The sequence below is a fragment of the Pseudofrankia inefficax genome (assembly GCF_000166135.1).
GTDB classification, from domain to species: Bacteria; Actinomycetota; Actinomycetes; order Frankiales; family Frankiaceae; genus Pseudofrankia; species Pseudofrankia inefficax.
In genome coordinates this window covers 2549938-2568858 of the sequence record NC_014666.1, presented here as the reverse complement: position 1 = coordinate 2568858, position 18921 = coordinate 2549938, and the positions used below count along the sequence as shown (strand labels likewise).

Below are 18921 nucleotides of genomic sequence, written 5' to 3'. Positions count from 1 at the left end.
CCTCAACGCGCCGATTGGGAGGTATACCAGTGGGACACGTCAGTGCCTCGCTCGTAGGCGGCGAACCACTCGTCGGCGAAAACCGGAAGCGGCTGATGCTCCGGATCGTGCGACGGCCGCTGCGACGCCCACAGAGCGCGGGTCGTCGCCCACCGCCGCGAGCGAGGGACACAGGCGAGAGCCGCCGGCCGCTTCTCGACCGGCTGCCGGCGTATCCGTCCCTCCGCCCGCTTCAGTAGCCTGCCCAGGCTGGCGCCGCCGCCGGCGCCCCCGTAGTCGACCAGACGGTCCTCGAACGGCACGTGCTTCCTGAACCCGTCGATCGCGATGCGGCCCGTCGCGACGACGTGGCGGACGACCGCGGGCAGACACCGCAGGCGGTACCGCGGGTCGGGGACGACCTCGCGGTAGAGCGCGAGGGCCGAGGAGCGGTGCTCGACCTCCTCGACGAAGTGCCACAAGAACAGCGACGCCACCCGCTCGTCGCCCGGGGCGAACAGGTCCTGCTCATAGTCGAGCAGCAGCTTGAAATACGCCGTGAACGTCGCCTCCACGTCCGCCACGTAGGCGAGGTGGAACTCGAGCGGCCGAGCCTGGAAAAGATCATCATAGGAGGCGATCAGGTCGTTGAGGACCTGTGCCAGTCCCGGGTACGCGCGGATCAGCGCCTTGGCGTGCAGCCGGTGCGCCGCGGCGTGCTGCGCCTCCTGACGCAGGAAGCTGTCAGCCTCCACCTTCACTGTCTCGCCGCGCAGACGAGGCTGAGCGGCGTGTACGGCGGTCACGATGTACTTCTCGAACGCGATGGCCATGAACGATGTCAGGTTCATCAGCGCGGAGAACTCCGGGTTCGCGGGGTTCCAAACGAACGAGACGTCCTGCGAGAAGTCGAACGGGATTCGTCGTACCTGGAGGTCGGTCATACTGCCGTCCTCTCACTGCCGAGACCATACATATCTCATGTTTGTATGGTCTGTATCCGTGTCGAGTCAAGCGGTTCAGGCCGGCGGAAAGAGACGACGCCTCCCCGCTCATGGCGCGGTCGAATGCCGGGCCAGGCCGGGGCATCTGCTATCGGACGGCGGCAGCATTCCTCCGCCTCTGGCACCCGGACAAGCCTCTTGCCGACCAGGTGCCGGGCCATGTCCGTACGAGCGCGGATTCCTGGGTCCAATGAGACGTCGCGAATGGTCGTCCGACCGAGAAGCCGTGTCATGACCGGACGAGAACGCAGGCGCCGGGTGGCGGTGTCGCGCCTACGGAAACGGCCGGCGCCTCGGCGCGAAGGTCCTGGCAGGTGCACAGAACGGGTCGCAGGGACGGGGTAGGTGCGGCGGCGTGGATCGGCCGCGCTACCGCCCGGGATCAGGCGGCGGTAAGCCGCACCGGGAAGGATTTCAGTGCGTTATTGAGATTGGACCGGACGTGCTCGGCGCGGCCGGTTTGCTCGATCTTCGGGAATCGGTGGAGAAGCTCGTCGAAAAAGACGCGCGCCTCCAGCCGGGCGAGATGCGCCCCCAGACAGAAGTGCTCGGCGCGTCCGAAGCTCAGGTGCGGGTTCGGGTTGCGTCGAATGTCGAACGCCTGCGAATCGTCGAACACCGCCTCGTCGCGGTTGGCAGAGGTGTAGATCATCGCGACTTTTTCGCCCGCCTGTACCGGGTGCCCGCCGATCTCGGTGTCCGCGGTCGCCGTCCGACGGAAGTAGTGCAGCGGATTGGCCCAGCGCAGGATCTCCTCGACCGCGTCGGGAACCAGTGACCGGTTCTCGCGCAACGCTGCGAGCTGATCCGGATGTTCGAGCAGCGCGTGCAGTCCGGCGGCGAGCATGGTCTTGGTGGTGTCGTTACCAGCCGTGACGAGCTGGACGAAGAAGGTCCCGAATGCAAAATCGTCCATGGGCTTGCCGTTGAAGTCCGACATCAGCAGGACGGAGGTGAGGTCGTCGCGAGGGGGCTCCTGCCGGCGCTGTTGCGCGTGCTGGATGGCGTAGACGGCCATGTCCACGAACGGATCGCCGCCGCCTGCGTAGGAGGGGTCCTGCGAGTTCGTGAGGCGTTCGGCGATAGCGTGTATCTTCAGCCAGTCGTCCTCAGGAAGCCCCATCAGCTCGCCGATGACCTGGGACGGAAGTGTCGCGGTCACGTCGTGGACGAACTCGACGTCCCGCAGCTGTGCGGCCCGGTCAAGGATCTCGCCGCAGATCGATCGGATCCGGTGCTCGAGCGTAGCGACAACTTTGATCTTGAAGCGTGGCCAGAGCTCACGCCGGTAGTCGGCGTGCCGAGGCGGGTCCATCGAGAGCAGCATCCCCTTGGCGTGCTCGAGGCGCTCAGGGGGAAGATCCTCGATCACGATGCCGCCGACCTCGGCGGAGAACAGGAGCGGCTCCTTCGCCACGTGCACGACATCGGCGTGCCGTAACACGGCCCAGTAACCGGGCTCGCCGCCCATCTCCACCCAGTGCACCGGACCGGCCTGCCGCAGCTCGGTGAACAACGCGTGCGGCGCGCCGTCGGCATAGAGATCGGGGTCGGCGATCGACGAGGTGCTCACAGCTCGATCACCTCCGGTGCGCCGTGGCCGGCGGCCTCACACATCAGCCGGTAGCCCGCCAGACTGCCGGGCCCGTCGGACACGCTCTCGACATTCCCACTGGCGTCGAGGTTCAGGTTGACGCCGTACATCTGGAACCACACCCGGGTCTGATCCTCGATCACGGTCAGGGTGTGGACCGATCCGGCCGGCTCCAGCAGGAACGAGCCCGCCCGATTGATCTCCGTCTGCTCCTCGTACTTCCAGGCCCCAGAGGTCGTGTAGGCGAACACGGGACCGGTGTGGCGGTGTGTCTGCACCCGGTACCCGGCCGCGAACCGGTTCTCGATGATCCATAATCCGTTCGTCGCGTCCACCAGCAGCACCCGGAAGAACGAGCCGTCCCCGATCGCGACGAAGGGAACCTGGTCCTCCCCCCGGTGAAGGGCTGGTGGGGCGGCTGCGATCAGTGACATGGAGTCTCCCTCGCGACGTGGCCGTCGGTGCCGCCCGGACGGGATACACCGATCTCTCCGGGCGACCGGTCCTTGGGTACACAGTTTAGGAATCTGTATGCCCACTCGCAAGGGAACGGAGGCGCCGAGCCGGGTCACGACCTCTCGGGAGCCCGGGCTCCTGACCGGTCTGCACACTCGGACGGAGTGATCGTGGGCGCGAGCCATCGCCGCAGGTAGCGACGTAGATCATCACCTCTGCGTGGGGGCGACCCCGGGTCGAGGACGAAGGACTGGAAGATCCGCAGCGTGTGCTCGACGAGTTCGTCCATGTACTCCTCGGTGAATCCCTCGGCGGCCCAGTCGAGCGGAAGCCGATCCAAGATCGCGCGACCGAACGCGCGCGAGTTGGGCGAGGTCACTCCGCGGCTGAAAGCACTGCCCCGGCCAGGTTCGAACACGAGGGCCAGGTAGGGCTCGTCGAGCAGGCTGTCCAACGTCGTGACCAGCGCCTCGATCACCAGATCTGCCGGAGCCATCCGCAGCTGGCCGAGCTCGGCCGAGAGGCGATCAAGAAACGGCTCGACTGACGACAGCATCGCCGCCTGCAGGAGCTCCACCGTGCTCGGGAAATAGCGATAGATCGTCTGCCGCGTGACGCCCAGGTCCTCCGCGACCGCAACGATGCCGACGGCCCCCGTCGCGACGTCGATACACCGCCGCGTCGCATCGAGGATCCGCTCCCGTGCCTCCTTGTCGGTCGCTGGTGGGTTGCCACCCCACCCGTGGCTGCGCACTGATGCTCCTCCCGACGGGACGACGAAACCATACTCAGTATCGTCGTTGCCCAACCAAGAAAGAGGCCCATGTCCGCGACGTAACCGCGGCGGCGGAACGGCCCCGCGTCGCTCGGGCTGGGCTCGGATGCCGGCTCGTCGGGTCGCCTGGGTGATGTGATCTGGATGGTTGGCCGGTTCAGGTGTCCTGGCGGGGACGGCGCCGGTCCGGGGTGTTGAGCTGCGTCATCAGTGTACGAGGGAAGCCTTCTGGCTCCGCTCCTCATAGGCACTCGCTCGTTGGGCGAGGTCGAGGATGTGATCCGGGGCGTTCGGGGCACATCCGAGATCGACTACGAACGGCGACACCGAGAAGGCCGCACCTACCAGTGGGACACCATCGCCCGACTCCCCTTCGCGACCGCTTGACGGAGGCGCACCCGCCCGTTCCGGCGGAATGCGATGTGCAAAGGCCATAGCGGACCGGCGATGACGACCTGACACTCCGCAGTCGACCCCGTCACCGGCATCGCGGCTGTGGCATCGAGCCGCCGCCCGCCCCCGGGCGCCCTTCGATACTCATCGTGCGCATTGGTGATCAACCGCCCAGGCGGTCGGCGTGTGGTGGGTGGGTTATCCCGCCCGGATGCCGGAAGGTGATGATGGAGCGGTGGAGACCTTCGGACCGGCGCTGAAGCGGTTGCGCGGGTCGATGTCGTTGCGGGAGTTGGCGACCCGGGCGCATTGCGGCAAGTCCTACATCGCGGACTTGGAGCAGGGTCGGCGCCACCCGAGCCGGGACATGGCCCTGGCGCTGGACCGGGCGCTCGATGCCGGGGGACGGCTGGCCGCCCTGGCGCGCACTGCTGGCGGACGGAGAGTGGAAGGGGACGCTTCCGCGGAGGGGTTGGAGGCGTCTGGGGCGCCGATCGAGGCGCTACGTCGGGTGCTCGATGGGCACGATCTACCGTCGGACTGCGATGTCCGCCCCCTGCGCGAGCTGTCTGCGGCCGTGCGCCAGGTCGTCTGGCTGCGGTTGCAGGCGCGATATGCGACCCTCGCGCAGGTCCTACCAGCTTTGATCGTCGAGTTGCACGAGGCGCTTCGCCGTCACGAGGGGCAGGGGCGCCGGCAGGTCGCCGGGATGCTCGTGCAGTCCTATCGGGCGGCAGACGCGATCGCGGACAAGCTGGGTCTGGTCGATCTGTCCGCGCGGATCATCGGGATGATGGCGCCGATGGCGCTGGAGTCGGGCGACGAAACGCTCATCGCGACCACCGCGTATGTGCGCTCGGAGTTGTTCTTCGCCAGCGGCGCGCACGACGACGGCCGGCGCATGCTCGTCCGGGCCGCGGATCGGCTCGATCCGGGCGCGGGTGTCACGGCCTCTGCGGCCTATGGATCGCTGCACATGCGGGCGGCGGTGTTCGCCGCCCGCGATGCGAACCTCGCCGATGCCCAGGCCCACGTCTCGGAGGCCCTCGGCCTTGCCCGGACGGTCCCGGAGTCGGTCTATCTGGGGACGTTGTTCGGGCCGTCGACGGTGCGGATCACCAGATCACGATCGCGGTCGATTCGAAGGACCCGGGCGGTGCGCTGCGGATCTCCGAGCAGTGGCGCCCTGCCGAGGACGTCCCCGCGGAACGGCGGTCGCACTACTTCGTCGACATCGCCCGTGCCTGGGCCGATATCGGGAAACCCGACCAGGCGCTCGGCTCCCTCGTTGAGGCCCGGACGATCGCCCCGGAACACATCCGACCCCATCCTGACGTCGGCCGCCTGCTCGCGACCACGGCGATGGAGCCTCTGCGCCGTGATCTGCGGTGGCGAGAACTGAACCGATGGATGCGCGGGCCGGCCATGGTCTCCTAGGACCGCGGCCGTAGGAGATCCGGCAGTTCGGCCAGCGAATCTACCCGCCAGTCAGCCGCATCCAGCACCTCAGGGTCACTCGCCCACAGGTGGCCCCACGGCCCACGACGGATCATCGCGGTCCGAAGCCCGGCCTCGCGGGCGGGGAGGATGTCGTTGTCCCGGTGGTCGCCGACGTACACGATGTCGGCACGGCGGGCCGCGGGCGTGAACGCGGCGACGCGGTCGAAGAAGGCCGGGTCGGGTTTCGCGACGTCCCACTCGCCCGACGTGACGATCGCGTCGACCGGCAGATGCAGAGCGCGCAGCAGGCCGGCGGCCTTCACGGTCTGGTTACCGGCGACCCCGACCCACAGCCCGCGCGCCCGCAGGTCGGCGAGCGTCGGGCGGACGTCGGGGTAAAGATCGCCGTCATCGATCTGCTCGCCCACGCCGGCATCCTCCCGGCGCTGTCATTCGGCGGCCAAGTCGAAGCCGGGCCGGAAGTACTCGAACGTCTCCGCGTTGTTCCGGCCCTGCGCCGTCACCGCGCCGAGCACCGCGGAAAACGTGTGCCGGGGCACGCCAATCCAGTCCGCCCACGCCGCGAACTCGCGGGTGTCATCAGCAGCGTCTCCCCGACGTCGAACACCACCGCCACGACCATGACTCAATCCTGCCCTGGACCCCGCCTTGTCGGCGCCTGCCTGGCTCGATCGGCCGTTGAGGGCCAGCGCTGCCGCCCTCGATCTACACACCCGCCCTCGATCCGCGCAGCCGAATCGCGGATCGGTCTCGTCCCCCCTCGCGCCGTCCGCAGCGACCGACTAGCGACCAAGTGCGGACACGGTGCGGACAGGACTGGCCTTCCTCGAGACCCGAAGCGCCAGGATGATTCGACCGAAAGCCACGAGACGTTTACATCAAGCCACCGCAGCCCGAGAGGACACCATGAGCGTGAGCACCCTAGGCAGCGAAAGCGGCCCTTCTGGGAACCAGGCGTCTGACCACGGTCCGATCCGCCGGCCGCGACGACACGCCGGAGCGCGAGTACCGATCTTGCAGGACCCGTCCATCGAGGCCTGCGGTCAAGCGTCGTCACGCGAAAAGCAGCGGCATCCTCCGGCCAGGACCCGCTCCCGCAACTGATCGTTCCGGCGCGAGGCCCTGAGACGGCCATCGAGCCCAGGCGTACCCGGACACCCGGCGCGCGTGTTTCGGCCGGTCGCGGCCCGGCTGGGCGGCGCACCGGGCGGACGCGGGGGGATCACACGGCGCGCAGCGTCGCGGCGACGGACAGCGCGATCGGCATCACCGCGACCGCGGCCGCGCCGCCGGCGAGCGCGGCCCGGGCCGGCCGGGCGCCGCCAGCGGCGGTGAGGATACCGGCGATCAGGCCGGCGATGAGCGCAGCCGCCGCGCACAGCACGACCGACAGGACCCGAACAGCGACAGGGTCAGACACCGCGAACTCCTTCATCGAGACCACCCCTTTTGGGGATCGGTCACGACCTGCGGCGCCCGCTTCGCTTCCTATCGATCACCAAGCCCGGACGTCAACGAATCTGGCGATCGACCTGAAGGCAACTAGCTGCTGAGGCATCTAGATGCCAACCACTCAATCCCGGCCGCCCGCCCGTGCCGAGGCGCACGGGAGCCCCACCGACGCGGCGAGAGCGTTGCCTCGTTACCCAGTCTGGGTCTGTTTCAAGATCACGGTGCAGTCCCCCCAGGGGAGCGTTGGGCCCCCGGACGGGAGGGCAACGGGCGCGCGCCCCCGGCGAGGACCAGGGCGCCCGCCAGATCCCGGCCGGGAACGTGCGACGGTCCCCCGACCGGATCGTCGGTCGGAGGCGGTCGAGCCGGACGGTTGTGCCCGGGACGCACGCTCATGACCGAGGTGGCCGACGTAGAAGGCGTGCCCATGCCCCGCCGTAGGCCTCAATGATGGCCGGGCGTTCCCGAGGCTTGGCCCCTCGTAGGACCCATATCAGGCCGCCGACAAAAGCGAGGCACACCAGCGCGACGACTGCCAGGGCGATCAGCCCGGCTACGGCCCCGTGCGAGCCGGCTGCCAGCAGACACGTAGCGACCGTGGCGCTCATGCCGAACCAATCGACGCGCGGGCCTGATCGTGTCCGCAGCCACCGCACGCGCGGGCGGGAACAGCGGCGCACAGCGCCAACGCCAGGAGGTAGTTGTTTTGGAGCACGCTCGCGCGCACCGTTCATCCTTCTTTCCGGTGCCCCCCAACCTGCTCCGCGATCGACTCTACCGACCGCGAGCGCGGTCACAGCGTGTGAGTTCCGGACCGGTGGCGCTGGCGCCCAGGCCAGCACCCCTGGCGCTCGATAAGTCCGCGGGATCTCGCGAATCAGATGGGGTGGCGATGGACGTCGCTCTGCCACCACTCGGGCGCTAGAGCTTCCGAGCGGCCTGAAGAACCGCGATGGCCAGACCGAGCGAGGTCGCGAAGGCGCCTCCGCCCGCGAGCACGGCGCCGGCGAGGCTGAACCCGTCGGGGTGAGCGAGCATCCCCGTGAGCAGCGCTGCGATCACGGAGATCGCTCCCGCCAGCCCGAGCCACAGGAGGGTGGTCGATTCGGCGGGTGGCTGTGGCGCCGGGGAGCCGGCTGCGGTGGGAGACATAAGTCATCTCCTGGGACAGGATGGTCAACGTCGTGCCGATGTAAGTCGGCGCCTCCGTCCGAACCCACGGCCCCGCGACCATCGCCACCTTCCGAAAAAATCTTGAAACCGGCCGTGGGGTCGGACAGAGGTGCCGACTTAGGAGGGGTCGTCAACTGCCGAAGGCAGGCAGTTGAGGAGCCCGCACCCAAGGGAGTCGCGACTATGCCCCGCCCCGACGCATCCAGCCCGGATGCTGTCGACGGCGAGACATCGCCCCTACAACGTGATTTGTCGTGGGAATCCGATGTCGCTGGTCGGATTCCCACTCCGGTGCCGCTTGCGGACCTCCTTGAGCTTGAGAGGTCCGACGGCCCTCAGGGGAAGGCGGCACGCCAGGCCGCGGAGAGTCTCGCCCGCAAGATCGAGAGTCTCCCCCGCCGGGAAGACGACCACAGACTGCGTAACGACCTGGCCCTGACGGGCTTCGAGGGCCCGCAGTACGAGTTGTTCGAGCATGAGCTCGCGCGCTACGGGCTGCAGGTCATGCTCGCCTGGATCGGCAAGGGGTTGATCTTCGCGCAGTGCGCGCGACGCGGCATCCTCGGCCTACGGTCGGAGTACGACGAAGACATCCGACTAACGCCGGACGACGTCGAAGAGCTCGCGAGCGAAACAGTGTGCCGGTCGCTGAAGTCGTTTCGCCGCTCGGCGCTGGTCGGTGGCGGCTGGACGCTGGAAGGCGGTGCCACGCTCAAGACCTACTTCATCGGAACGTGTCTCTACGACTTCGCGAACACCTACCGGATGTGGATCCGGGAGCAGAACGCCTGGCGCCGAGGTGGCCGCGTCGAAGCGACCCTCTACAACGCCGCCCACACCGCGGCCCCTGAAACCGCGGACGTGGTCCTGGCCCTCGACAGTCTCCGTCGGCATCTGGCCGGGGTTCCGAACGAGCGCACCCGGCTCGTCCTCGCCCTCGTCACCGATGGCTACACCCACGAGGAGATCGCGCAGATCCTCGCGGATGGCACGACCCCCAGGGCCGTAGAAGGGCTGCTCTACCGCCATCGCCAGTCGATTCGGCGCCAGAAGGAGGACATGGCATGACAAGCCCCCCGCCCTCCAACCTCGACATCACCCGGGACCTGATCGAACGGTCCTCGCTTGGAGAGCCCGGCGCCGTCCAGCTACGCCGCCGTACCTCCCACGCCCGCGCTGACGCTGTCGTCCACTGGGACGACCGCGAGCCCTTCAGCGACCAGGCCAGCGAGATCCTGAACCAGCTACGCCAGGGCACCCTCACCCTCGCGCGGCTGCTCGACCAGGCGGACGACGCTGTCATCGGAAGGCTGCGCGTCTCGACGGTTCTGGAGGCTCTGCCCAGCCGTGTCGCCGCCCAGGCCCAAGAAGTCCTCGATAGCCTCGGGATCTCAGAGACTCGCCGCCTGCGCAGCCTCGGAACCGGGCAACGGGCCGCCCTGCGAAACTTGCCGCCGCAGGCAACCGAGGCTCAGCGATCGATGCCTTCCAGTACCCACGATGCTTCGGTGAGCAACGACCACGACCGGCGGTCTTCGCGCACCGATGAACCCGGCGGCGGCTACCTGCCGGCCGACCCGGGGCACCTGGCCCGCCGGTTGCAGCAAGTCACTCACCAGCTGTGGGGAGCGTCGGTTTCGACCGATACGACGCCGCAGCAGTTCGCCGTGTTGAGTAGCCTGCGAGCGGCGCCAGACATGGACCAGCGCAGCCTCGCAGAGCACGTCTGCCTGGACCGATCGACCGTTGCGGACGTAGTGGCTCGGCTGGTCCAACGTGGCCTGATCCGCCGCGTCCGCGACCCACGTGACGGCCGACGCAACGTGCTGCGGCTGACCAGCCGCGGCGAGAGCACCCAGTCGGAAATTGTCCCGCGTGCCCAGACGATGAACGAGGAACTACTCGCGCCGCTGTCCGACGAGGAGCGGGTGACCCTTGTCGCTCTGCTTAGCCGGGTAGTCGATGAATACGTCGACCGCCACGAGGACGATCAGTAGGTGCGTGCGGCCATGCGCGTTGCCGGACCGCCAACGTAGCGCCGGGCCGGGGCCGGTGCAGCCGGCGCGCTCAGCCGTCGGCGGGCCTGGGGCCGCGTAGGCTCGTCGGACTCACCCCCACCCGGTGCCGGTGATTGCCCGGGAAGAGGTCGCAGTCGCACGGCGTCGCCTGGTCGGCGGCCAGGCGACGGTCATCAGCCGAGAACTCGATCTCGTTCTCGCCTAGGTCGAGAGAGACGAGCAGCGCGTCGGTGACCGGTTGCCAGGGCCCGTAGGTACCGCCCGCAGGTCTGCGCTGGATGATCCGATAGAGCACAGGGCATTCTTCCGCCCCGCGGCGGCCGGCGACGCCGCCCGCGAGCTGGGGGCGAGCGCCGGCCCCGGTGTCGACTGGCCAATGTCGGTCGCCTCGCTGGCCCTCAGGCACGAGTCCGCAGGGGGCCAGCGGCCCCGTGCCGGCCGCGCGGGGATCAGCCCTGCTCGGTGAGGGTGGTCCGCGGGTGGCGGGACGCCGTCGCGGCCGTGACGTACCGGCCGGTGATCGCGCTGCGGTGGCTTCCCTTCTCCACGGGGGTGCTCCTTTCGCGGGAGTGGTGGCACGGTCCGGGTGGGCCGCGCCGGGGACGTCCAGGGGTCGGCCGTGGGGCCGCAGGTGTCCTGGCGGGGGTCTCGGCCGGGCGTGGGTGGGGGGTCTGCGGCTCGCCGAGGCGGGCCGCCGACCACCGCAGGCGGCGGGGTTCATCCGCCGAGAGGCTGACGCGCAAGGCGGGCCTCGGTGTGGGCCTGGGCGGCCGCGCGCCGATCGAGTTCGGGAAGGAGGGTCTTGCGCTTGCGGCGGACGTGCGAGCCGAAGGCCTCGGAGTAGCCGGCGGCAACGGCCGCCTCGGTCCAGGTCAGGGTGCCGAGGTTGGCGGCATACATCTGGATGACGGCCATTTCGGCGGGCTCGAGCATCCCGGAGAGGTGGTCGAGCCGGTCGTCTCCGTACTCGCCGGGATCGGGTCGATCTCGGCGAGCTGGTCGGCCGACGACGCGGGCAGGTCGGCGAAGGTCTGCACGAACTGGCCGCGGTGCATCCGGCGGAAGGTCGGCCGGAAGTCGCTCTGCTGGCGTCGCAGCTCCCCGCGAAGGTCGGCGAGGACCGCCTGGGCGTCAGCCTCGCTGTCGGCGGGCAGCGGTGGCAGGGCCAGCAGCGCCATCGCGACGGCGGTCACCGCCTCGCGACGCCGGTAGTCGAAGCCGGCGACCACGCCACCCTCGTACCGGCCGACCTGGACCAGGTATGCCTTGACCTCGTCGTCGAGGTAGTTCTCGATGAGCCGCTCGACCTCGCGCGGCCTGCCCTCCCGGGCGGCGCGCCGGGCCCGCCGGACCGCGGCGAGCGCGCGGCGCGCCCAGGCACGGGCCCGGCTGGGCCCGGACTCGAAGTCCTCCATCCAGAGGTGGACCTGGTCGAACAGCGTCGAGGTCCACACGTCGCTGAACGAGCCGAGGATCGTGCCGATCTGGTGGAACTCGAACGTCTTCACCCACAGGTCGTCGAGGTCGAGCAGCGGCTTCGTCAGCATCAACTGGACGTCGTCGAACCGGAACGCGTCACGCAGCACGGCGTCCGGCAGGAACGACACTCCCAGGGCGCCGGTCTCCACCGACGGCTTCATCAGCGCCGTCTGGACGTCGGTGAGCCCGAACGCGTCGCCGAGCGGTTTCGCCGGCGTGAACGCCTTCGCCAGGTAGTCGCTCAGGCCGAGCATCGGCGCCATCACCGCCTTGGCGTCGTCGAACGCGGACCCGAGCAGCCGGGCGGTGGAGAAGGCGTCCTTCAGCCCCGCCATCTCCTGGTACAACCCTCTCGTCAGCGACCGGCCAAGGTCGGGAGTGACGATGGCGGCGGCGGCCTCCTGGAACGCGCGGGCCGGCGACCCGATGTCGAGCAGTTCGCCGACGGACAGCCCGGTCCACAGGACCTGCGCCAGCGCGGTGTCGAGGTTCAGGTCGTCATCGATGACGACGTCGGGGACGGGTTCGGGAGCCGGCTGGGGCTCAAGGGCGGTGCTCTCGGTCATCGGTGGGGGGCCTTTCTTTCCTGGCGGCCGGGATGACCGCGTCACCCCTTAGTCGGCGGCAGCCAGCCGAAACGACAAAAAATCTTGAAAAGATTCGCGGGGCCGCTCGGCTGATCTCCGCGCCCCTGGCGATCACGGTAGGGCGTGGATCCGACAGCCCCGGCCGGACTGCTGACCTACGCGGCAGGTCGCCGCCGGCGGAGAGCCGAAGTCGAAGTACGAAGTACCGCGAGGCAGGGCTCGCCCAACACCATCAGACGATGTTGTAGAAGTAGGCGACCGAAAGCGAGGCCCTCGCCGGCGACCTCGCGACCGGCGAGCTGGGCGAGTGTCGCTGCCAGTGGCGGTCCCGGTGTCGGTCACCTTGCAGGCCTCAGGCGCGAGTCCGCAGGCCAGCGGCGCCGGGCAACCCGCCTCACGGCGGTCGCGGCCGTGACCCGATTCTCGCGCTGCCACCGATGGGTTTGGAGACCAACCGCGCGCCGGCTCAGGCCAGGCACGAGGTCGCCTGTGAGGGCCGTGACAAGGCCGTCCGGCCGCCGGCCCAGCCGTCAGAGATCAAGCTCCGGACCGACGTCGGCCCAGGGGTTCGGGGCACCATCTGATGGTGATCCGGCTATGGGTGGGCGCGCCTGTCCAGCACCGCCGGATGGCGGGGGTGGCGAGCAGTGTGCCGTCCGGGCCGCGGGCGAGGCTGGAGGTCCCGTCCTTGGCGGGTTCCTTCCGGACTCCGTCGTAGAGGAAGTTGAACGACCCCGCACCGGTGTGGGTACGTGCGGCGATCCGATCGAGGCCGTCGTAGGTGTAGCTGGTGCTCGCCGAGCCGGTGGTCGATGAGACGAGCCGGTCGAACGCGTCGAATGTTGTCGTCGTGACCGTCGACCCGGTCGTGGCGGTGGCTCGAGTGCCGCGGGCGCTGTAGGTGTACGAGGTCGAGCCGTTGGAGGTCAGCCGGTTGCGGGCGTCGTAGGTCGCCGTGGTTCCGCCCGCGGAGGTCCGGTTCCCAGCCGCGTCCCAGCCGTAGTTGGTCGTGGTGCTCGCCTCGTTGGTCCAGGACGTGACCCGGTTCGCCCAGTCGTAGGTGTAGCTCTGCGTCCCGGCGCCGGCGACCCCGGTCCCGCTGATGGTGGTCGAGGTCAGGTTGTTGTCGGAGTCGTAGGCGTAGGTCTGGGCGCGCAGAGTGCTGCTGGACGCGCCGGTGAGCGTGTCGGAGGTGACGCGGCCGAGTTGGTCGTAGGCGAGCTGGCGCTTGGCACCCGTGCCGCCGTGGTAGTCGACGTTGGTCAGCTGGCCGGCGTGGTCGTAGGTGTAGGCGCGGGTGCCCCGGTCGCGGCCGCCCGCAGGACCGATCTCACCTACGACGCGGCCGACAGCCTCACCGCCAGCCAAGCCTCGCCTGCGGGCACGAGTGCGACCGGACGGGTCGAGTACACCTTCGATGACGCTTCCCGGCCGTCGTCGAGCACCGTGTTCGACGACGGGGTCGACCGGGATTGCCCCGCGCGTTACACGCGAAGCGTCATTCTCAAGATGTTAGGAACGGCGGCGAAAGTGGATCAATGACCACCTGTATCTCCCTCGGCGACCTGGCATCGTCAACGTACGCTTCAAGGACGAATTCACTCCGGGACCATGGGACCACAATATGGATATCACCATTCGGATCTTCGATAACGATGTCCCCGGTTCCTCCTTCCACGATTTCCGAGAAGAACGGACCAGAGTGAGAAGTCGGCGGAGTCGCGTCCCAGACTTCGAGATTGATCGGACCGTCGACCGCAGGGGCGACGCCAAATATGAGAGAGTCACCGGCGTTGTGAAAGGACGCATTCCTGGGATCCCAACCAGAAAGGTCGCCTGTGCTATCACTGCGGCGCACGACCAGACAGCCGTGATGAACTTCGGCCCGGGAGGCCGCCAACAGATTCGCCATCAGAATTCCGCCACCTCTCTCGCCACGGTGGAGACCACGCCACCTTGTATTCGCGCACAGAAGATACAGTGCAGATAGGCGGTTTGGTAAATCCCCACGGGTACGAGAGCTTTCGGCGGCTGATGATCTGGGATCCAAGCTCCTGACACGGTACCTGGGTCAGTGGCGCCGCATGTATGGCACCCGAACTTGGTACCCGCATCGTTCACGGCATCGCGGACGAAAGGATCGTTTATATCACCCCTGATTAGAGACACCCCTCACGAGCGTTAGGCCCCGCCCCGAGGAGAAGATCGCATTTCATCCCCGGGTCGGCATTGTGTACCAGGACGTACGTGCTCGCGGTGCGGATGTAGAAGGTGTGAGTGTGGTTGACCGTGAGGTCCCACATGGGAGCGGAGCCCGGGAGGACGACCACGGCAACGACAGAGGCAAGAGTGCCGTCATCGGTGTGAAGGCGATGGCCCGCGCGAAGCCTGTCCGCGTCGGTCGAAATATGGGTCGTTTCATCCCAGAACGGATGGTGCTCGGTGGTGTGGATGACCGCTGTGCCGTGCGAGGTCCGGACCGTGAGGTCGAACAGGTCGGTGTCGTGGTGAACCATCGCGTTCGGACCGAAGGTCATCAAGCTGCCCAACGGCCAGGTCCGGGTCGCCCGCGACGACCTGAACGCCTCGCTGGAGAGCCTGACCCACGACCCGTCGACCCGATGAGCCCTCGCCAGAGCGCCGTGAGCCCCGACGACGAGAACCGGCGTACGACGTTCGACGTCCGCGTCTGGTCCGTCAAGAAGATCGCGCTCAAGAGGGGTGGCTTCAGCTGGCAGACCCGCTGGCAGGTCGCAGGCAGGCCGCGGGCGAACACCCGCACCTTCGCGTCGAAGGCGGCCGCCGAGTCGCGTCATGCGGAGATCCTCACCGCGGTGCGCAAGGGCCAGGCGTTCGACGTCGAAACGGGTCTCCCCCTGTCCGAGTGGCTCGCCATCCCGCGTCCGGTCCCGGCGCCAGCGCCAGGGCCAGCTCTGGGACGGACCTGGCTCGCGGTGGCGCGGGACTACGTCGACGCGAAGTGGGCGGAACACCAGGCTCCTGGCACAAGGCGCACCATCGCCACGGTCCTGGGAGCGGTCACCCCAGCTCTGTTCGACGAACGACCACCGAAGGCGCTCGCCGATCTGGTCCACGAAGCATTGGCGGGCTGGGTCTTCCTGACCGGAGAACGGTCAACCTTGACTCCGAGCGGACGACGGGTCGAAAACGAGCCGCCCGACACCTGGGCGGCGGTACTCACCTGGATGGAGGCACACAGCAGGCCCATCGCCGACCTCGCAGACCCCGATGTCGCGCGTGCGGCACTCGTGGCGCTCTCCGACCGCCGTGACGGGAAGCAGGCCGCACCGAACACGATCAGCTCGCGACGCATGTACTTCGGCCAGGTCCTGAACTTCACCGTCGCCCGGGGCGACCTCGAATCCAACCCGCTGCAGGGTGCGCAGTGGACGCCCCCACGCAGAGTTGTGGTCGTCGACCGGCGCGCCGTCGTCGACCACCGGCGGGCACTGCGACTGCTCGCCGCCGTCGCCGACGAGCGGCCTGACCTCGAAGCGTTCTTCGCCTGCATCTACTACGCGGCGACCCGACCCGGCGAGACGAACGAGCTGAACATCAACCAGCTACAGCTCCCGGAGACCGGTTGGGGAGAAGCCGCGCTCGAAGGCAACAATCCCGAGGTCTCGCCGCGCTGGTCGGACGAGCCAGACAAGCCCCGGCAGGCCCGCCAGCTCAAACACCGCGAGCAGGGCGAGGTCCGGCCAGTACCGCTGCACCCTGACCTGGTCGCCCTCCTGCGCCGGCACATCGAGGAGTTCGGAATCGCCCCCGACGGCCGGATCTTCCGGTCGACGACCGGCGGCCCGATCAGGATGTCGACCTACCTGACCGTCTGGCGCAGAGCACGCGAGCAGGCGCTGACACCCGCCGAGGCGGCCTCGCCGCTCGCGCGCCGGCCCTACGACCTGCGGCACGCAGCGGTGTCCCGCTGGCTGAACGCCGGCGTACCGCCCACCCAGGTCGCCGAATGGGCCGGGCACAGCGTGCGCGTGCTGCTCACCGTCTACGCCAAGTGCATCGTCGGCGAAGAACAACGCGCCCTCCGGCTCATCGACGCCTCCTTCGCCACCGAGCAGGAACCCGACGAGTCCCCTGCCACACCGGCACCCACACAGAGCGTGAGCGCCGCAGAAATCCACGGAAAATCCACAGACACCCGGATACGACCGGACGCAGCCGGACAAAACCGGATACCCAGCGTCACCGAACCCAGCCCGGCCGCCGACCTCGCAGACGACTCCCGGGGCCTCTGACCAGCGTAAACAGCGGCCTGATCAGCCCTTCAACAGCTGACGAGACATGACTACCCTCTGTATCTGGTTCGTGCCCTCGTAGATTTGGGTGATCTTGGCGTCGCGCATCATGCGTTCGACGGGGAAGTCGCGGGTGTAGCCGGCGCCACCGAACAGCTGGACCGCGTCGGTGGTGACGGACATGGCGACGTCGGAGGCGTAGCACTTGGCGGCGGCCGTGACGAAGCCCAGATCCGGCTCGCCGCGCTCCGCGCGAGCGGCGGCGACATAGACGAGGTGACGGGCTGCTTCGATCTTCATCGCCATGTCGGCGAGCATGAACTGTACGGCCTGGTTGTCCGCGATCCGCCGGCCGAACTGCTTGCGCTCCTTCGTGTAGGCGATCGACGCCTCCAGCGCCCCCTGGGCGATACCGACCGCCTGCGCGCCGATCGTCGGCCGGGTGTGGTCAAGGGTGCGCAACGCGGTCCGCAGCCCGCTGCCGGGAGCGCCGATGATCCGGTCGCCCGGGATCCGGCAGTCGGAGAAGTGGATCTCGCGGGTCGGCGAGCCCTTGATGCCGAGCTTGCGCTCCTTGGAGCCGACCTCGAAGCCCGGGTCGTCCTTGTGCACGACGAAGGCGGAGACACCGTCGACCTTGCGGGCCGCGTCCGGCTCGGTCACCGCCATGACGGTGTACCAGGTCGAGATGCCGGCGTTGGTGATCCAGCACTTGGTGCCGTTGAGGACCCAGTCGGACCCGTCCCGGCTGGCCCGCGCCCGCATCGACGCCGTGTCCGAGCCGGCCTCCCGCTCGGACAGGGCGTAGGAGGCCATCGCCTCGCCGGCGGCGATCGACGGCAGCACCAGTTTCTTCAGCTCCTCCGACCCGGCGAGCAGGATCGGCATCGTGCCGAGCTTGTTCACCGCGGGGATCAGCGAGCTCGACGCGCAGCCGCGGGCGACCTCCTCGATCACGATGCAGGTCGCGACCGAGTCGGCGCCCTCGCCGCCGTACTCGGTGGGGACGTGGACGGCGGCGAACCCGGCCCGGTTCAGCGCGTCGAGCGCCTCCTGGGGGAACCGCTCGTGCTCGTCGACGTCGGCCGCGTGCGGGACGATCTCGGACTCGACGAGATCACGGACCGCCGCGCGCAGCGCGTCGTGCTCCTCGGGAAGCCGGTACAGATCGAAACCGGAGTCCACCGTGCGCCTTCTTCCTACCTTGCTGGTCGGGATGGCTGGCTGGTCAGGATGCCTGGTCTACCGGCGGGCTAGCCGCGGTAGTCGTGGAACCCACGACCACCCTTCTTCCCGACCAGTCCCGCGTCCACCATCCGGGCGAGCAGCGGCGGCGACGAGTACAGCGGCTCCTTGAACTCGTCGTACATCGACTCGGCGACCGCCTTCACCGTGTCCAGGCCGATGAGGTCGCACAGCGCCAGCGGGCCCATCGGGTGGCTGCAGCCCAGCACCATGCCGTTGTCGATGTCCACGGCGGAGGCGAAGCCGGACTCGAACATCCGGATCGCGGACAGCAGGTACGGGATGAGCAGCGCGTTCACGATGAAGCCGGCGCGGTCCTGCGAGGTGATGACCTGCTTGCCGAGCGGGCCGGTGACGAACGTCCGCGCGGTCTCGATCGTCGACTCGCTGGTCAGCAGCGACGGCACCAGTTCCACGAGCGGCAGCACCGGAACGGGGTTGAAGAAGTGGATCCCGATGACCTGCTCGGGCCGGCTGGTCGCCATGCCCAGCTTCATGATCGGGATGGAGGAGGTGTTGGACGCGAAGATCGCCGTCGGGTCCGCGACGACCTTGTCGAGCGTCGCGAAGATCTCGGTCTTGAGCTGCTCGTTCTCGGCGATCGCCTCGACCACGAGCTGCCGGTCGCCGAAGTCGCCCAGGTCCGTGGTGAAGGCGATCCGGGCCAGCGCCGCGTCCCGGTCCTCGGCGGAGAGCTTCCCGCGCGTGACGCCCCGCTCCAGCGAGCTGGCGAGCCGGGCCCGCCCCGCGTCGGCGGCGCGCGCGTCGATCTCGCGTACCAGCACGTCCAGGCCGGCGCGGGCGGCGACCTCGACGATGCCGGAGCCCATCAGTCCGCAGCCGATGACGCCGAGCCGCCGCACCGTCGGCGCGGCGGCGCCCACCTGCTCGCCCATCACGAGTCCCCTCTCCGTATTGCCGCCCAGCTGCCGGGTGTCAGGGGCGGCCCGACACGCCATCTTTTCCTGGTACGAACCGAACTGTAGGACGTCCAGCTAAATGGGCTGGACGTCACGAGATCGGATTAGTAC

The 18921-nt window shown here is 68.6% G+C and carries 19 protein-coding genes; 4 read left to right on the top strand and 15 right to left on the bottom strand.

Annotated features, from left to right (window positions below):
• Positions 1 to 2: 2 nt before the first annotated feature.
• The 4 genes from FRAEUI1C_RS10495 to FRAEUI1C_RS10480 all read right to left on the bottom strand — a co-directional run bounded on the left by FRAEUI1C_RS10495 (position 3) and on the right by FRAEUI1C_RS10480 (position 3841).
• On the bottom strand, positions 3 to 923 hold the full coding sequence (locus FRAEUI1C_RS10495; RefSeq protein WP_013423272.1) for a metal-dependent hydrolase: 921 nt from the start codon (positions 921 to 923) through the stop codon (positions 3 to 5).
• A 442-nt stretch (positions 924 to 1365) separates the two neighbouring features.
• On the bottom strand, positions 1366 to 2556 hold the full coding sequence (locus FRAEUI1C_RS10490) for a cytochrome P450 (RefSeq protein ID WP_013423271.1): 1191 nt from the start codon (positions 2554 to 2556) through the stop codon (positions 1366 to 1368).
• Positions 2553 to 3011, bottom strand: a complete 459-nt coding sequence (locus FRAEUI1C_RS10485) for a 2,4'-dihydroxyacetophenone dioxygenase family protein (protein ID WP_013423270.1) — start codon at positions 3009 to 3011, stop codon at positions 2553 to 2555. The genes FRAEUI1C_RS10490 and FRAEUI1C_RS10485 overlap by 4 nt, the downstream gene beginning before the upstream one ends.
• 134 nt (positions 3012 to 3145) lie before the next feature.
• Positions 3146 to 3841 carry a TetR/AcrR family transcriptional regulator gene (locus FRAEUI1C_RS10480; RefSeq protein ID WP_232425372.1) on the bottom strand — a complete coding sequence of 232 codons (696 nt, stop codon included), beginning with the start codon at positions 3839 to 3841 and terminating at the stop codon, positions 3146 to 3148.
• Between the two features lie 595 nt (positions 3842 to 4436).
• On the opposite strand from FRAEUI1C_RS10480, the gene FRAEUI1C_RS10475 reads away from it, so the two are divergent.
• Positions 4437 to 5603, top strand: a complete 1167-nt coding sequence (locus FRAEUI1C_RS10475) for a helix-turn-helix domain-containing protein (protein WP_049806870.1) — start codon at positions 4437 to 4439, stop codon at positions 5601 to 5603.
• 31 nt (positions 5604 to 5634) lie between these two features.
• Here the strand turns inward: FRAEUI1C_RS10475 and FRAEUI1C_RS10470 are convergent, their stop codons facing one another.
• The 3 genes from FRAEUI1C_RS10470 to FRAEUI1C_RS10460 form a co-directional block, all read right to left on the bottom strand.
• A complete protein-coding gene (locus FRAEUI1C_RS10470) occupies positions 5635 to 6069 on the bottom strand; it encodes an HAD family hydrolase (protein ID WP_232425371.1) in 435 nt (144 codons plus the stop codon).
• Between the two features lie 815 nt (positions 6070 to 6884).
• A complete protein-coding gene (locus FRAEUI1C_RS10465) occupies positions 6885 to 7082 on the bottom strand; it encodes a hypothetical protein (protein ID WP_013423267.1) in 198 nt (65 codons plus the stop codon).
• A 953-nt stretch (positions 7083 to 8035) separates the two neighbouring features.
• Positions 8036 to 8266, bottom strand: a complete 231-nt coding sequence (locus tag FRAEUI1C_RS10460) for a hypothetical protein (protein ID WP_013423266.1) — start codon at positions 8264 to 8266, stop codon at positions 8036 to 8038.
• 204 nt (positions 8267 to 8470) lie between these two features.
• Between FRAEUI1C_RS10460 and FRAEUI1C_RS10455 the strand changes: the two genes are divergently transcribed.
• Positions 8471 to 9355, top strand: a complete 885-nt coding sequence (locus tag FRAEUI1C_RS10455; RefSeq protein WP_013423265.1) for an RNA polymerase sigma factor — start codon at positions 8471 to 8473, stop codon at positions 9353 to 9355.
• Positions 9352 to 10284 carry an integration host factor, actinobacterial type gene (gene mihF / locus FRAEUI1C_RS42295; protein ID WP_013423264.1) on the top strand — a complete coding sequence of 311 codons (933 nt, stop codon included), beginning with the start codon at positions 9352 to 9354 and terminating at the stop codon, positions 10282 to 10284. The genes FRAEUI1C_RS10455 and mihF overlap by 4 nt, the downstream gene beginning before the upstream one ends.
• Positions 10285 to 10354: 70 nt before the next feature.
• Here mihF and FRAEUI1C_RS10445 read toward each other — a convergent pair whose 3' ends face one another.
• The 6 genes from FRAEUI1C_RS10445 to FRAEUI1C_RS10420 all read right to left on the bottom strand — a co-directional run bounded on the left by FRAEUI1C_RS10445 (position 10355) and on the right by FRAEUI1C_RS10420 (position 14908).
• On the bottom strand, positions 10355 to 10600 hold the full coding sequence (locus FRAEUI1C_RS10445) for a hypothetical protein (RefSeq protein WP_013423263.1): 246 nt from the start codon (positions 10598 to 10600) through the stop codon (positions 10355 to 10357).
• Positions 10601 to 11022: 422 nt separating this feature from the next.
• Entirely contained in the window at positions 11023 to 11220 is a 198-nt protein-coding gene (locus tag FRAEUI1C_RS10435; RefSeq protein ID WP_013423261.1) for a hypothetical protein, read from the bottom strand.
• Positions 11178 to 12350 (bottom strand): hypothetical protein, encoded by a 1173-nt coding sequence (locus FRAEUI1C_RS10430; RefSeq protein ID WP_013423260.1) that lies wholly within the window; start codon positions 12348 to 12350, stop codon positions 11178 to 11180. Before FRAEUI1C_RS10430 ends, FRAEUI1C_RS10435 begins: the two co-directional genes overlap by 43 nt.
• Before the next feature lie 558 nt (positions 12351 to 12908).
• Positions 12909 to 13739, bottom strand: a complete 831-nt coding sequence (locus tag FRAEUI1C_RS10425) for a hypothetical protein (RefSeq protein ID WP_041259158.1) — start codon at positions 13737 to 13739, stop codon at positions 12909 to 12911.
• A 136-nt stretch (positions 13740 to 13875) separates the two neighbouring features.
• Positions 13876 to 14283, bottom strand: coding sequence for a hypothetical protein (locus FRAEUI1C_RS39440; protein ID WP_157734888.1), 408 nt, complete (start codon positions 14281 to 14283; stop codon positions 13876 to 13878).
• A 247-nt stretch (positions 14284 to 14530) separates the two neighbouring features.
• Positions 14531 to 14908 (bottom strand): polymorphic toxin-type HINT domain-containing protein, encoded by a 378-nt coding sequence (locus tag FRAEUI1C_RS10420; RefSeq protein ID WP_157734887.1) that lies wholly within the window; start codon positions 14906 to 14908, stop codon positions 14531 to 14533.
• Between the two features lie 84 nt (positions 14909 to 14992).
• Between FRAEUI1C_RS10420 and FRAEUI1C_RS10415 the strand changes: the two genes are divergently transcribed.
• Positions 14993 to 16645 carry a tyrosine-type recombinase/integrase gene (locus FRAEUI1C_RS10415; protein ID WP_013423259.1) on the top strand — a complete coding sequence of 551 codons (1653 nt, stop codon included), beginning with the start codon at positions 14993 to 14995 and terminating at the stop codon, positions 16643 to 16645.
• Between the two features lie 21 nt (positions 16646 to 16666).
• On the opposite strand, the gene FRAEUI1C_RS10410 is transcribed toward FRAEUI1C_RS10415, so the two are convergent.
• Positions 16667 to 17830 (bottom strand): acyl-CoA dehydrogenase family protein, encoded by a 1164-nt coding sequence (locus tag FRAEUI1C_RS10410; RefSeq protein ID WP_013423258.1) that lies wholly within the window; start codon positions 17828 to 17830, stop codon positions 16667 to 16669.
• Between the two features lie 68 nt (positions 17831 to 17898).
• Positions 17899 to 18786 carry a 3-hydroxybutyryl-CoA dehydrogenase gene (locus FRAEUI1C_RS10405; RefSeq protein WP_013423257.1) on the bottom strand — a complete coding sequence of 296 codons (888 nt, stop codon included), beginning with the start codon at positions 18784 to 18786 and terminating at the stop codon, positions 17899 to 17901.
• Positions 18787 to 18921: the final 135 nt, after the last annotated feature.